The sequence below is a fragment of the Candidatus Dechloromonas phosphoritropha genome (assembly GCA_016722705.1).
Lineage (GTDB): Bacteria > Pseudomonadota > Gammaproteobacteria > Burkholderiales > Rhodocyclaceae > Azonexus > Azonexus phosphoritrophus.
On the sequence record JADKGN010000001.1, the window covers coordinates 971588 to 985373 of the forward strand.

Here is a 13786-nt window from a genome sequence, read left to right on the forward strand (position 1 = left end):
TTTCACGTAACACTCTCCGAGAGAAATTAAGGCTTGTGTCCTAGTCCTGCTGATGTCCAGCGCAGGCGGCTATCTAGGTGGCCAACAGCAATAAGCTTCTTGATGTGTGCGATTCGTTTGAATCGCTCACCCTCAAAATCATCCAAGGTTAGCCCAACTCGCTTGAATGCCTCATACAGTTGCTCGACCCCACGCCGTGCGGTCCATTGCGGCTTGAAGTTGTGTAACGTGCGCGCGATACGATTACAATCCACTCGATAGTTTCGCTTGTCCGGTCCAGCATCCGTAGCAAACTCAACCCGGCAGCCCGGTACAACGCTCTCCACAATCGATGCGATCTCGCGTATCTGGTAGTTTTCCGTAGTAGTGCCGACGTTAAAGGCCTGATTGTGCACAAGTTCAATCGGCGACTTCAGGGCGGCGACGTAGGCGCGTGCAATGTCTTCTACATGAACGATGGGCCGCCATGGCGAGCCATCGCTTTTCAGATACACGCGGCCTGTGGTCAGCGCCCAAGCGGTGAGATTATTCAATACCAGGTCAAAGCGAAGGCGCGGAGACAACCCGTAGGCGGTTGAGGCACGCAAGAATGTGGGGCTAAAATTATTGTCAGCGAGTTGCGTCACCGCGCGCTCAACATTGACCTTCGATTCACCATACGGCGTGACTGGATTTAACTTGGCATCTTCAGTCAGGAACTGGTCGCCTGCGGCACCGTAATTGCTGCATGAAGAAGCAAACACAAAGCGGCGCACGCCGACCTCATGTGCGATTCGCGCAAGCCTGATGGAGCCGTGGCAATTGATATCCTCGGTTAAGGAGGGATCGTAGTCGCCGAGGGGATCATTCGATAGCCCCGCGAGGTGAATGATCGCATCGTACCCCTCGACGTCTTTCGCCGTAACGTCACGGACGTCCTTGATTATCTCGGGGATACTGGCGATCCCACCATCGAAGGTGCATTCTCGGTAAAGATCTGTGTCGAGACCAGTAACTTCGAAGTCCTCTTGAAGAAGTAGGGGCACGAGACAGGTGCCGATATATCCCTTATGTCCTGTAACGAGTACGCGCATCGGTTTAGCTCCAAAGTTTCCAAGGTGATGAGCCACTGTCCCACAAGGACTGTAGCAGGTGTTTTTCGCGCAGCGTATCCATGCACTGCCAGAACGAATCGTGTCTGTAAGCCATCAATTGACCATCCTTGGCTAAGCGTTCCATAGGCGCGTGCTCGAACATCGTTTCGTCGCCTTCGATGTAATCGAGCACCGCAGGTTCGAGTACAAAAAACGCACCATTGACCCAACCCTCGGATGTTTGCGGCTTCTCGGAAAACTTGGTGACGCGATCATTGTCGAATTCCATGTATCCATAGCGTGCGGGCGGGCGGACAGCGGTCACAGTGGCGAGTTTGCCGTGTGCCTGGTGGAAGGCAAGCAGTTGATGCAAGTCAACATTCGAGACACCGTCTCCCCAAGTAAGCATGAACGTTGAGTCGCCGAGCCAGCGCTTCAGGCGCTTTACCCGACCGCCCGTTAGCGTCGAGGCACCAGTTTCAACCAGATCGACGTTCCAGTTGACTGCCTCAGGATCGTGACGAATAACTTCTCCGGTACTCATTCGCACTGTCATGCTACCACCAAGCGTCGCATATTCCTGCATCCAACGCTTGATGTAGTCGCCTTTGTAGCCTAGCGCAATAACAAAGTCATTGTGGCCGAAATGTGCATAGTGTTTCATGATGTGCCAAAGAATCGGCTTACCGCCAATTTCCACCATTGGCTTGGGTCGGACTTCCGTTTCCTCAGCCAGCCGGGTTCCTGCGCCACCCGCCAAGATTGCAACCTTCATCAGCTTATTCTCCCAACACGATTGACCGAAGTGACTCTAAAATTTCTTTTTTGCCGATGCGTTCCGAGACTTCAAGGATACACCGCTCAAATGAGATCATAATTCAATCACCCACGCCTTTCTGTGAACTATTTCACACTGAGGTTCCCTCTGTTTTTCGTCTTCCATGGGGCGGTTCTCATGCTGCCAGTTTTTCCTGATGTTGCTTGTTTAGCGCAACCGTTAGCCCTATGGCGTTCTTTTCTTTGCGTGCGCGATGACAAAAATATCTCCTGAGACGAATCATCTACGGGAGAGCGCGGGGTGGCGGGACTAAAGAAGGGCAAGGTATCGTGGCGCAGTCGGGGCCAGTGGCAGGGCCTCTGCACTCGAGCGTCATAATGCCAGAATAAAGAGCTGGTCCCGTTTGCTTGGACAGTTTTTCGACGGAGATAGGTGGAGCCCTGCGGGGTAGCGTTATCCACGGTGACGGCGGCCGAAGGTCCGTTTAGACCGTAGGCTGACGGCGCGGTGGGTAACGCGGTGGTCATGCTGCGAACGTCTCTTTTGGCAGGTTTTCGAAGTAGACCGTATCCGGCGTTTTACCGTCAAGGGTTTGATGCGGTCGGCGGGCGTTGTAGAAATCCAGGTAGCGCCCCAGGTTGGCCTTGGCATCGGCCACCGTGTCGTAAGCCTTGAGATAGACCTCCTCGTACTTGACGCTTTTCCAGAGTCGTTCGACAAAGACGTTGTCACGCCAGCAGCCCTTGCCATCCATGCTGATCCGGATTCCGTTATCCTTCAGCAACCCGGTGAAATCGCTGCTGGTGAGTAACCGGTAACTCTGCGGCGTTCTTTCCAGCGCCGATCGTGCTGTCGACAATGTCCTCCTCGAATCACGAAACGCGGAGGAGGCCAGGATGGCCAAGGCAGGGGAAGGGTCGCGGGTGCGGCGTAGCGCGAGCGAATGGGAGGCGTTGCTGTCGCGATTTCCGGGCAGCGGTTTGAACGTTGCGACCTTCTGCAAACGCGAAGGGATCAGCGATACCAGCTTCCATCGCTGGCGCACACGTCTGGGCATCGCCCTCGACAGTCAGGACAAGGCCAGCGGCCAGCCGGCCACCTTCGTCGACGTCGGCCCTCTGAGCACAACCACGGCGACGCCCGCTCGTTTCCACCTCACCCTCGACCTCGGCGGCGGCCTGATCCTGCAGCTGGAGCGCCGCTGATGTTTTTCCCTGAAGGCCAAATCCGCGTCCAAGTCTATGGCCAGCCGGTCGACCTGCGCAAATCCTTCGACGGTCTGTACGCGATCACCCGTCATGTCCTCGGTCAGGACCCGCTGAGCGGCCAGCTCTTCGTCTTCTTCAATCGCCGTGGCACTCAGGTGAAGGTGCTCTACTGGGATCGCAGCGGCTTCTGCCTGTGGGCCAAGCGTCTCGAAGAAGGCCGTTTCGTCGCCAACTGGGATAAAGTGCGCACGTGCGAAATCGACTGGACCGGTCTGAAACTGCTCCTCGAAGGGATCGAGCCGGGACGCCGGAAGAAGCGTTATCACGCCTCTGGAGCGCCCATAAAAACGCTTCAAAACAGCGGCTTGTGTTAAAATACACGCATGGATTCAGCACGTTACCAGACGGTTTACAACCTCGAACAAGCCGCAGCATTGTGCCCGCAAGAGGTGCTGGATCTGTGCCAGACGCTGTCTGCTGAAATCACCGCACTGAAGCAACAAATCGACTGGTTCAAGCGCCAGATCTTCGGCCAGAAAAGCGAACGACGCATCGACGTCACGCCGAGCGGCCAACTGAGTCTCGGCGAGTTCCCGACGCCCCCACCAGGTTCTGAGTCACCAGGTCGCCCCGTCGCCGCGCATACCCGTCACGCGTCGTCGATTTCGCCGCCGGGATCAGATTCGCGAGAGAGGCTCATGCGTTATGACGCGAGTTCAACTTCGAAGTGTAATTTTGAATAATTTGTGTGTAATGGAATGCACTTATCCCTCTGTCCGAATTTCTGGGGCCGGCTCTAACAATCACCCAGATCAATATGGTGGATGGTCTGATCTTGCTGATTACCGGCAGTCTCAGTGGTCCCCATGGCGAGTTCTGGTACGAGCCTGACGAGCTCGTGGCAGTAATTCGCCACCCGCCTGAGGTGCCCGAACCGGTGGTCGCCAAGCCGCACAACAAGCGCTCGCACGGGCACTAAACTGCGGTCGCGTTCGGCAGCATTTTCAGCGACTGGTCACTACCGTCTGGGACCATCCAGGCAATTGCTGATCAGGCGCAACTTCATGTTTTGGCGTAGCAGCACCATGAGCACTGCCCTCGGTCAGCAGTGCCAACGCTGCATGCGCATGGTCCACGGCGTTGCGCCTCAGACTGGTCAGATAGCCGCCATCTTGCTGCGTAACCAGCCCTTTGTCGTGCAAACGCCGGGTGGCGATTCGATTTACACGTCCATCGGCGAAAGTCTGGCCCAACACCCAGCGAGCATGGCACAGTCCTTCTACACACCGGAGGAACGCAAGGCGCACATGATCAGCGAAGGGTTGGTGTGGATTTCCGCTAGCAGCCTGTCGGGCTTTCTCGGAAAACCATCCCAAATGGGATTTACGCTCAGAAATTAGGCGGAATTTTCAGTTTTACAACAGTTTCGAACGCGCTTTCGCCCAAAGCACCTCTGAAAATCTCCGTAGCGGTCGTACATTTCCTAAGTCCGACAGGCTCCTAGGCTCGAAGATCTCGAAGACTTGCTTGAGGACATCAAGCATGCGCTGGTCGCGGTGGAATAGATTAACGCCACCTTCAAACGTAACACAGTACTGCGGCTCTCAATGAAGTTGTCGCGGAAATGAAAATGGGCACTTCGGTAGAAGTGCCCAGACTCGTATCTGATTGGCGCGCCCGGAGCGATTCGAACGCCCGACCCTCTGGTTCGTAGCCAGATACTCTATCCAACTGAGCTACGGGCGCGCTGTCAGAGCCGCGCATTATACGGATGAGGCCGTAGAATGCAAGTCTTCATTGACAGGGCAAACGCATTTACTCTTGAGGAGAGAGGCCGAGCAATGAGGCCCGATATTTTGGGAGTCGATCTGCGGTTTTTCGGCGGGAGCGCAAACTGCGCTTGGGGTACTGAGTATCTTGGCGTAGCAACGCAAGGGCGAACTTGCGCAGGGTGGCGAAGTTATGCGGCGCGTGGTCTTTGCGGACACGGCAGTTGTCCTCTCGAAACGTGACATCGAGCACCCAATGCAGGCTGTTCTCGATACCCCAATGACTGCGTGCTGCGTTGGCAAAAGACGCTGCGGAGGTGACGCCCTTGCTGCCGATGTAGAAGGCGCGCTCCTTGGAAAGCGTGCCGTTGATGTCCCGCTGTCGCTCGATCATGCCGACGCCAGCGAGTTTTGGCCAGTGTGTCTGGAACTTCTTGTCCAGCCAGGACAGGTTCGTGACCCACATCGCCCGTCGGGCTTCGATGCGGCCATGGTTCTTCTCGACAGATTGGAATCGATCAACCGGCAGCGTGCCGAAGCCGGCTGTCTCGCCATCAGAAAAGAACTCTCGCAAGGCATTCGCCAAGGTTTCCTGATTATCCTTGACGGCCAGCAGATAATTCCCGCCCTCGTCGAGAATCTTCCGGGCAATCTCGGTCTGGCAACCGATGGCATCAATCGTCACGATGCATCTCTTGAGGGTCAGTGTGTCGAGCAGCGCCTTGATGGCGGGTATCTCGTTGCCCTTGCCACGGGTATGCTCCCGGGCCAGACACAAGCCGCTGGCAGTGGCGTAAGCGCTGATCGTGTGCAGCGCGCTGTTATGGCCATCCCGGGAACCACAGGCGGTCTTGCCGTCGATGGCGACTACCCCCGCCACAACGCCGATGAGGCCACTGATCCATTCACGGAAACAGGTCTCGAATACTTGGGCATCCAGCAGGCGGAATACCCGGCCAAAAGTGTCATGGGACGGTGTGCCGTGCTCAAAAACCAGGTGCTGCTTCAGCCAAGCCTCGTTGTCCTCGGCCCATTCGGCGACATCCACCCAACTATCCGCTCCGCACAACACTGCGCACAGCGCCATCAGGATCATTTCCGTCAGATCGTGCCGCTGCGCAGGCCCGGTGCGAGGATCATCCAGACCAACAAATACTTCCGTCAGTGTCATTTCCATTCCCGACAAAAGTCGAGAGTAGACCTGATTCCGACCGAGTCCACAAGCCCCCGTCATAACTCACTGACACTAAACAACTTTCCAGCAGGGTTTACGATATCTGCGTATGCAATAGCCCTGTCTTCATTGAGAAACGCGGGCCATGGGTTCCATTTTCGTCCGGATGCCAAAATACCCGGAATGCTGGCAAAGCTGCGGCTCCTGCGCCAGCGGCGATGTCTTCGTCTTGGAATTGCTGGTGAAAGTCGGCGACGTCATCGCGCGCGACGACAACGTGCTGATACTGGAGACCGGCAAGGTGGCTCTGGATATTCCCTCGCCGGCCGCCGGGCGGGTTGTGGCTATCCATGTCGCGGAGGGCGATACGGTTGACAAGGGAGCGCTCCTGGCAACCCTGGAACCCGCCCGACCCGACCCTGCCGGCTAGTCGGGCGCGGGGTTGCCGCCGTTCTTGAACATTCCCGGAGTCAGATCGTATTTCTGCAGCAGGCGATAGAACTCGGTGCGGTTGCGCTCGGCGATGCGAGCGGCGTCGGCAACGTTGCCCTCGGTCAGCTTGAGCAACTGGACCAGGTACTTGCGCTCGAAGCGCAGCTTGGCCTCGCCATAGCTCAATGCCTCGAGCGGCGGCTTGCGCAGGGCGCGGGACACCAGCGCCAGCGGAATCAGGGGCGTCGCGGTCAACGCGCAACTCTGCTCGACGACATTGTATAGTTGCCGCACGTTGCCCGGCCAGGCGGCCGTCGCCAGAGCCTCCAGCGCATCCGGCGCGAAGCCGTGGATCGGCTTGCCGTACCTGGCGGCAACCTGGTGAACGAAATAGGCCGCCAGCAGGGGAATGTCCTCACGTCGCTCTTCAAGATTCGGCAACGTGAGCGAAACGACATCGAGTCGGTAGTAGAGATCCTCCCGGAACTGTCCCTCGGCCATCGCCGCATCGAGATCACGGTGGGTCGCGGACAGCAGGCGGACATCGACCGGCTCAGTCCGCGTCGCACCGACCGGGCGCACCGCGCGTTCCTGCAGCACGCGCAGCAGCTTGACCTGGAGCGCCAGCGGCATGTCACCGATCTCGTCGAGGAGCAGCGTGCCGCCGTTGGCCGCCTGAAACAACCCTCCCCGCGCGCTGCCGGCGCCGGTGAAGGCGCCCTTGACGTGGCCGAACAGCTCCGATTCGAGGAGTTGCTCGGGAATCGCCCCGCAGTTGATCGCGACAAACGGCCCCTTGGCACGTGGACTAGCGCGGTGAATGGCGCGCGCCAGAACCTCCTTACCGCTGCCACTCTCGCCACGAATCAGAACGCTGGCATCGGTAGCGGCGATCATGCGCGCTTCCGCCATCAGTTCGCACATCCGGGAACTGCGGAAGATGATGCCGGCGAGCCATTCTTCGGACTGACCCGCGACCGCGAGCAGGTCGACAGAACTCTCGGCGCTGCCCGGCGCGGAGAGTTGCAGGGCCTGGTCGATCTTTTCCAGAAGTGACTGGCTGTCGAAAGGCTTGGTCAGGTAGCCGAAAACACCCCTCGAAGTGGCGTCGACCGCATCGGGTATGGTGCCGTGCGCGGTCAGTAGGATGACCGGCAGGGTTGGCCAGGTGCCGCGGATTTCGTCGAACAGGGCGAGCCCGTCGCGCCCGGGAAGACGCACGTCGCTGACGACCGCGCGCGGCGGATCGACCGCGATGCGGCCCAGTGCCTCTTCGGCGGAGGCCGCGGTCGACACCCGGAATCCGCGGGCGCGCAGACGGATGGAAAGCAGGCGGAGGATGTCCTCGTCGTCATCGACTACGAGGATGTGGGCCCCGCTGGCGCTGGCCGCCGGATTCATCTGACGACTCCCGCCGGGCGCGTGGCCCGCGGACGCTGTGGCAGGGTTCGTTCGATATCGGCCAGGCCGTCGATCTTTTCCTGCAATTCGACTGCCTTGCGCTGGCTCTCCTTCAACTGCTGACTCTGCTTTTCGAGCTGCCCTTCGAGCTTGTGGCGCTCGCCATAGTTGTCGGCCAGCAGGCGCGCCAGCGGTTGCAGACTGACGGCCGCGGGGTCGGTCGATTTGAGCACCGCCTCCAGCAGGATCAGCGCCCGCGCCAGATCGTCCTGCCCGCGCGGATATCCGAGCGCCATGGCGATCCGCACCTGGGTGTTCGGTGTCGGCGTCGATGCCGCCAGCACCTGACGCTCGCGAGTGATCTGCGTGGGCGTCATGCGCTGCAAGGAGTGGTAGTACGCCAGCGCCGACAGCGGATCGCCATCCTCGCTCACCGCCGCCGGCGGACTGGTGGCCGGCGTGGATGGTGGCGGGGCAGCCGGCATGAGGCCGCACCCGGCGACGAGCAGCTGCAGCCCGATCAACGCCGCGCCGGCGGCCATTGCCCGGTAGCCGGCGCGCGGAGGGTTAGTTTTTCTTGTCATTGGGCAGTTCCACGCAGAAATGGGCACCAACATGGCTGGGCAGCACGCAGACACGGCCACCCATGGCACGCGCCAGTTCGCGCACGATCGACAGGCCGACGCCGCTCCCCAGCCGTGGCGCCAACGGCTTTCTTCGACCCTGAACGAAAGGCTCGAAAATGCGTTCGACATCTTCGTCGGCAACGCCTGGCCCCTGATCGACGCATTCCAGCCGCAGCTTGCCGCTTTCCACACCCGCCAGCAAGCGGATTTCCCCGCCTTCCGGACTGAAATCGATGGCATTGGCAAGCAGGTTGTCGACGATCACCGCCAGTTTTTCCCGATCGACGGAAACATGGAGATCGGGCGCCTCCACCGTCAGGCTCAAGTTCCGAGCCTTGCCGTGCAACGCGTGGCGACGGACGGCATCGGCCAGGAACGCGCGAATGTCGACCGGCCGCCGGACCAGGCGGCTGCTGTCGAATGCAGCCGCATTCAGGCTGATCAGTCCTTCGATCTGGCGCTGCAAGGTAATCACACTGTTCTGAAGGATGCTGACCACCTCGAACTGGGCAGTCCCGAGCGGACCGGGAACCTCTTCCCGGAGGAGCGCCACGCCTTCGCGCAGAGCGGTCAGCGGGGTCTTGAGTTCGTGTGACACGTGGCGCAGCATCCGCTCGCGGTCCGCCTCCAGTTCTGCGAGTCGCTGCCGCAGCCAGTCCAACTGGTGGCCGAGTTGCCGGAAATCAGCCGGCCCGCCGACCTCGACCGGTTCGTCGAAGCGCTGTTCGCCGAGCCGGGCGATCGCTCGCTCGAGTTTGTGCAAGGGACGGACCAGCCACCAGCCGACGGCCAGGACGACGAGCAGCACGCCGGCCAGCGCCAGACCGATCTGTCCGCCGAGACGCAGCCGGCTGGCCTCCAGTTCGGTAAGGAGTGCGCTGTTCCGGGTATCGATCCAGTGCTGTCCTGCTCCCTTCAGCAAGCCGTTGATTTCGGCCAGCCCCCCCATGATCGGTGCCAGTTCGGCCGCCGGCAGCGCCTGACCGAGTCCAACGCGCAGTTCCTCGGCGCGCGCCCGCCAATCGCCAAGCAGGGATCGGAGCGGCTTCGCGGAAAGGGTATCGAGGCGATCGACAATCGCCAGCGCCTGTCCGAGATGGTCATCGAAGCGCTGCCGGATCACCGGATCCTGCAATACCTGAAACTGCCTGGCGCTGCGCACGAGATCGACAGTGCGTTCCCCCAGTTCCTGAATCCAGGCCGCAACTTGCAGCGCCTGTTCGCCATTCATCCGGCTTTGTTCTACAAAGCGCTCGACCACCAGCCAACTACGCAACGATGTGCCCCCGAGAAGGACAACGATCACCACGATGCCGGCCAGCATGGCCTGGCGAAATGAGATACGGAACATCCAGAACTATTTTTCTTGAAAGGGATGAGTGTAGCCGGCAAGAGGTTGAAACGCAGCCACCCGCCATATCCTGCGAATGAGTGATACGGTCAAATCCGTGATACAGTTTCGATTGTAAATCATGCAGTTGAATTTATGTCGCTTTTTGCCGACAAGCCTGAATGCCTGCCAGCCCGAGATATTGAACGAATCAAGAAATCGTTGTCGCCATTTCACGACAACAGCGATCGCAAATATCTCGAATCAAGATAACCTATCCGTTCCATTGCATTGTTTTTATTCAGTTTATTTATCATGGCACGGTAATCGCTAACGTGTTTCAACTTTCAACCGCACTCAGAGGAGATCACATGTTCAATAAGCAAGGCCCTTCCGTCCGTGACGAGCCGATCGTCCGCAAGGAAATCCGCAGTTTCCTCACCCCGGGCACGACACCCGCCACTCAGCCGGCCGCCGATCTCTCGACAAGGTCCGCGCTCCAGGGCGGAAGCGCTTCCGAGGCGCCGGTGACGCCCGCGCCGGTGACGCCTGAAGCGGTGCCTGGCACTGAAAACAGCGTGTCCGAAGCACGCCTGATCGTTGGTCCCGACGTCAAGCTCAAGGGGGCCGAGATCCTCGATTGCGACACGCTGGTCGTCGAAGGGCGCGTCGAAGCAACGATGGATAGCCGCGTGATTCGTATCGCCGAGCAGGGCGCGTTCACCGGTAAGGTCAGTATCGACATCGCGGAGATTCACGGCCGGTTCGAGGGGGAACTCACCGCACGTTCGCAGTTGATCATCCATGCCACCGGACGGGTCAGCGGCAAGATTCGCTATGGCACGCTGGTAGTCGATGAGGGTGGTGAACTGTGCGGCGACATCAATACGATTGCGGCCGAGAAGTCACCCCAGCAACGCGCGCGCAACGAGACCGTTTCCTCCCTGAGCGCCGTCGGGGCATAGTTTACGACGGTCGCGGCCTGGCGCCAGGCCGCGATCTCAGGCCGCAATCGCCTCCGGGCAAACAGGACGACGGTAAATCCGGCATCCGCGTCAGCGGCGCCGGATTTTTTGCGTCAGTGGAACACAAGTCGGGGCTGGTCATTCCGGGCCAAGCCTCGTAGACTTCAAGCTCTCCGATTCAGGCCAAACGTTCATGAAAACAGGTACCTCACGGATTTCCCGTCTGGCCGTGCTGGCGTTGGGCGCATTGCTGGCGACCACACCCACCCTCGCCGACAAGGGTGGCAAGTACGGCAAGGGGCAGGACGGCAACAGCCAGGGCGAAGACCACGATGACCGTCGCGGCTACGTCTACGGATCCGGCGACCCGGGCGAGCGCGGCTACGGTTATGGCGGCCATCCCGACCCGGGTTACGGCAACCCTCCACCGGAGCGCGGCTACGGATACGGCAACCCTCCCCGCCGCGATTACCATCCCGGTGGCCCGTCGGTCATCATCCATTTCGGCGACAGCGATCGACACATCGTCAACGACTACTACGGCGGCGAGTTCAGCCGTGGCCACTGTCCGCCCGGCCTGGCCAGGCAGCACAACGGCTGCATGCCACCGGGTCAGGCCAGGAAATGGTACCGGGGCCACCCCTTACCGCGCGAAGTCGTCTACTATCCGCTACCTTACGATCTGGTCCAGCGCCTGCCGCCTCCACCGCCCCATCACCGTTATGTGCGTGTCGGCGGCGACGTGCTGCTGCTCTCCGGCTCGTCGGTCGTCGTCGATGCGATCATCGATGTCGGACATTAGAATCAACTTTAATAAACATTTTCAACTAACTGTAATAAACGGGAATAATTGATGGCTCAATACGTCATGTCCATGCTGCGCGTCAGCAAGATCGTCCCGCCCAAGCGCCAGATCATCAAGGATATTTCTCTCTCCTTCTTCCCTGGCGCCAAGATCGGCCTGCTCGGGCTGAACGGATCGGGCAAGTCGACCGTGCTGCGGATCATGGCCGGCGTCGACAAGGAATTCGATGGCGAGGTGCAGCATCTGGCCGGCGTCTCAATAGGTTACCTGCCGCAGGAGCCGCAGCTCGATCCGGACAAGACGGTCAGGGAAGAAGTCGAATCCGCCCTCGGCGAAATCATGCAGGCGCAGGCCAGGCTCGATGAAGTCTATGCCGCCTACGCCGATCCGGATGCCGATTTCGACAAGCTGGCCGAGGAGCAGGGACGGCTGGAGGCGATCATCGCCACCGCCGGTTCGGATACCGAACATCAGATGGAACTGGCTGCCGATGCCCTGCGCCTGCCGCCCTGGGATGCCGCCATCAAGCACCTGTCCGGCGGTGAAAAGCGCCGCGTCGCGCTGTGCAAACTGCTGCTGGCCAGGCCGGACATGCTGCTGCTCGACGAGCCGACCAACCACCTCGATGCCGAATCGGTTGAATGGCTGGAACAGTTCCTCGTCCGCTTCCCCGGCACCGTCGTCGCCGTCACCCACGACCGTTACTTCCTTGACAACGCGGCCGAGTGGATTCTCGAGCTCGACCGTGGCCACGGAATTCCCTGGAAAGGCAACTATTCGAGCTGGCTGGAACAGAAGGAAGCACGCCTGGAGAGCGAATCGAAGCAGGTCGACGCGCACATGAAGGCGATGAAGCAGGAACTCGAATGGGTGCGCAGCAACCCGAAGGCGCGCCAGGCCAAGAGCAAGGCCCGCCTGTCGCGTTTCGATGAACTGTCCAGCCACGATTACCAGAAGCGCAACGAAACCCAGGAAATCTTCATTCCGGTCGGCGAGCGGCTCGGCGACAAGGTCATCGAGTTCAGTGGCGTCAGCAAGTCCTTCGGCGACAAACTGCTGATGGACAAACTCTCGTTTAACGTTCCGCCGGGCGCGATCGTCGGCATCATCGGTCCCAACGGCGCCGGCAAGTCGACCCTGTTCAAGATGATCACCGGGCAGCAGCAGCCGGATTCCGGCGAGATCGTCATCGGGCCAACGGTCAAAATAGCCTACGTAGACCAGTCACGCGACTGCCTCGACGGCAGCAAGACTGTCTTCGACGAGTTGGCGCAGGGCCGAGACATCCTGCAGATCGGCAAGTTCGAGATGCCGAGCCGCGCCTATATCGGCCGCTTCAATTTCAAGGGTGGTGATCAGGGCAAGCAGGTTGGCAACCTTTCCGGCGGCGAACGCGGCCGCCTGCACCTGGCCAAGACGCTGATGGACGGTGGCAATGTCCTTCTGCTCGACGAGCCTTCCAATGACCTCGACGTCGAAACGCTGCGCGCGCTGGAAGACGCCCTGCTCGAATTTCCCGGCTGCGCACTAGTCATCTCGCACGATCGCTGGTTCCTCGACCGCATCTGCACGCACATCCTGGCCGCCGAAGGCGATTCAAAATGGAATTTCTTCGCCGGCAACTATCAGGAATACGAGGAAGACAAGCGCAAACGCCTGGGCGAGGAAGGCGCCAAGCCGAAGCGCATCCGCTACAAGCCGATCACCCGCTGATTGTTGCCCCGCTGCTCCCGGCAACCCCACCCCTCGGGAGACGGGACGCGGCAAATGCCGCCGCTGAAGGCAGAACGGGCGCCGTCTGGCGCCCGTCCTTTTTTCCGCTCTCCGCCATGGCGGAGAGCTGAAACCTGTGATCTAGTGCTTGAGGTTGGCCGAGAAAACCGCCCTGGTCTTTTCCGGAAACTGAAATTCGTTGAACGCGCGGCTGATTTCAGCTTCGTTGCTGCCTGCCGAGTGATCCTCGAAACAGATGCCGATGATCTTGCCATTGGCCGCCAGTGTCTGGAAGGCATAGCGCCAGCGCTGGGCCTCGGCCAGGCGTTCCCGCAGTTGGACTTCGTTGGAGATTGCGATACCGGCTTTTTTCAGCGAATCAAGGAACTGTGCGAAGGATTCGGTGCTCAGACTGCCCATTTTATTTCTCCGTTTGAAGTGTGGTGTTGCATGACCATGAGGCTAATAACGACCCTCCGCGGATTCGGTTGACACGGAAGTGACGGAAGATT

General features: G+C 59.7%; 15 protein-coding genes, 1 tRNA gene and 1 pseudogene. 8 read left to right on the forward strand and 9 right to left on the reverse strand.

Annotated elements, in window-relative coordinates; genetic code table 11:
• Positions 1 to 26: 26 nt before the first annotated feature.
• The 3 genes and pseudogenes from IPP03_04755 to IPP03_04765 all read right to left on the reverse strand — a co-directional run bounded on the left by IPP03_04755 (position 27) and on the right by IPP03_04765 (position 2656).
• Positions 27 to 1073 (reverse strand): SDR family oxidoreductase, encoded by a 1047-nt coding sequence (locus IPP03_04755; GenBank protein MBL0352001.1) that lies wholly within the window; start codon positions 1071 to 1073, stop codon positions 27 to 29.
• 4 nt (positions 1074 to 1077) lie between these two features.
• Complete coding sequence (rfbF, locus tag IPP03_04760) at positions 1078 to 1848, reverse strand: glucose-1-phosphate cytidylyltransferase (GenBank protein MBL0352002.1); 771 nt, start codon at positions 1846 to 1848, stop codon at positions 1078 to 1080.
• 526 nt (positions 1849 to 2374) lie between these two features.
• A pseudogene (locus IPP03_04765) lies at positions 2375 to 2656 on the reverse strand (transposase).
• 91 nt (positions 2657 to 2747) lie between these two features.
• On the opposite strand from IPP03_04765, the gene IPP03_04770 reads away from it, so the two are divergent.
• The 4 genes from IPP03_04770 to IPP03_04785 all read left to right on the forward strand — a co-directional run bounded on the left by IPP03_04770 (position 2748) and on the right by IPP03_04785 (position 4459).
• Positions 2748 to 3056, forward strand: a complete 309-nt coding sequence (locus tag IPP03_04770) for an IS66 family insertion sequence element accessory protein TnpB (protein MBL0352003.1) — start codon at positions 2748 to 2750, stop codon at positions 3054 to 3056.
• Positions 3056 to 3433 (forward strand): IS66 family insertion sequence element accessory protein TnpB, encoded by a 378-nt coding sequence (tnpB, locus tag IPP03_04775; GenBank protein MBL0352004.1) that lies wholly within the window; start codon positions 3056 to 3058, stop codon positions 3431 to 3433. Before IPP03_04770 ends, tnpB begins: the two co-directional genes overlap by 1 nt.
• A gap of 9 nt (positions 3434 to 3442) precedes the next feature.
• Complete coding sequence (locus IPP03_04780) at positions 3443 to 3802, forward strand: transposase (GenBank protein MBL0352005.1); 360 nt, start codon at positions 3443 to 3445, stop codon at positions 3800 to 3802.
• A gap of 321 nt (positions 3803 to 4123) precedes the next feature.
• A complete protein-coding gene (locus IPP03_04785) occupies positions 4124 to 4459 on the forward strand; it encodes a hypothetical protein (GenBank protein ID MBL0352006.1) in 336 nt (111 codons plus the stop codon).
• A 269-nt stretch (positions 4460 to 4728) separates the two neighbouring features.
• Here the strand turns inward: IPP03_04785 and IPP03_04790 are convergent.
• A tRNA-Arg gene (locus IPP03_04790) sits at positions 4729 to 4805 on the reverse strand.
• A gap of 69 nt (positions 4806 to 4874) precedes the next feature.
• Positions 4875 to 5999 carry an ISAs1 family transposase gene (locus IPP03_04795; GenBank protein ID MBL0352007.1) on the reverse strand — a complete coding sequence of 375 codons (1125 nt, stop codon included), beginning with the start codon at positions 5997 to 5999 and terminating at the stop codon, positions 4875 to 4877.
• A gap of 148 nt (positions 6000 to 6147) precedes the next feature.
• Here IPP03_04795 and IPP03_04800 point away from each other — a divergent pair, with 148 nt between their 5' ends.
• Entirely contained in the window at positions 6148 to 6432 is a 285-nt protein-coding gene (locus IPP03_04800; GenBank protein ID MBL0352008.1) for a biotin/lipoyl-binding protein, read from the forward strand.
• Here the strand turns inward: IPP03_04800 and IPP03_04805 are convergent.
• Genes IPP03_04805 through IPP03_04815 form a run of 3 tightly spaced genes read right to left on the reverse strand, consistent with a single transcriptional unit; the run spans position 6429 to position 9812 of the window.
• Positions 6429 to 7835: a sigma 54-interacting transcriptional regulator gene (locus IPP03_04805; GenBank protein ID MBL0352009.1), complete on the reverse strand. Its 1407-nt coding sequence runs from the start codon at positions 7833 to 7835 to the stop codon at positions 6429 to 6431. The two genes, IPP03_04800 and IPP03_04805, sit on opposite strands and share 4 nt — an antisense overlap.
• Positions 7832 to 8419 carry a permease gene (locus IPP03_04810; protein ID MBL0352010.1) on the reverse strand — a complete coding sequence of 196 codons (588 nt, stop codon included), beginning with the start codon at positions 8417 to 8419 and terminating at the stop codon, positions 7832 to 7834. Before IPP03_04810 ends, IPP03_04805 begins: the two co-directional genes overlap by 4 nt.
• Positions 8403 to 9812 carry a HAMP domain-containing protein gene (locus tag IPP03_04815; GenBank protein MBL0352011.1) on the reverse strand — a complete coding sequence of 470 codons (1410 nt, stop codon included), beginning with the start codon at positions 9810 to 9812 and terminating at the stop codon, positions 8403 to 8405. Before IPP03_04815 ends, IPP03_04810 begins: the two co-directional genes overlap by 17 nt.
• Before the next feature lie 350 nt (positions 9813 to 10162).
• Here IPP03_04815 and IPP03_04820 point away from each other — a divergent pair, with 350 nt between their 5' ends.
• From IPP03_04820 to ettA, 3 genes are all read left to right on the forward strand, one after another.
• On the forward strand, positions 10163 to 10756 hold the full coding sequence (locus tag IPP03_04820) for a polymer-forming cytoskeletal protein (protein MBL0352012.1): 594 nt from the start codon (positions 10163 to 10165) through the stop codon (positions 10754 to 10756).
• 193 nt (positions 10757 to 10949) lie between these two features.
• The gene (locus tag IPP03_04825) at positions 10950 to 11558 is read left to right on the forward strand and encodes a hypothetical protein (protein ID MBL0352013.1); all 609 of its coding nucleotides are present in this window, start codon (positions 10950 to 10952) and stop codon (positions 11556 to 11558) included.
• A 51-nt stretch (positions 11559 to 11609) separates the two neighbouring features.
• Positions 11610 to 13274 (forward strand): energy-dependent translational throttle protein EttA, encoded by a 1665-nt coding sequence (gene ettA / locus IPP03_04830; GenBank protein MBL0352014.1) that lies wholly within the window; start codon positions 11610 to 11612, stop codon positions 13272 to 13274.
• 141 nt (positions 13275 to 13415) lie between these two features.
• Here ettA and IPP03_04835 read toward each other — a convergent pair whose 3' ends face one another.
• Positions 13416 to 13694 carry a hypothetical protein gene (locus IPP03_04835; protein MBL0352015.1) on the reverse strand — a complete coding sequence of 93 codons (279 nt, stop codon included), beginning with the start codon at positions 13692 to 13694 and terminating at the stop codon, positions 13416 to 13418.
• Positions 13695 to 13786 lie beyond the last annotated feature (92 nt).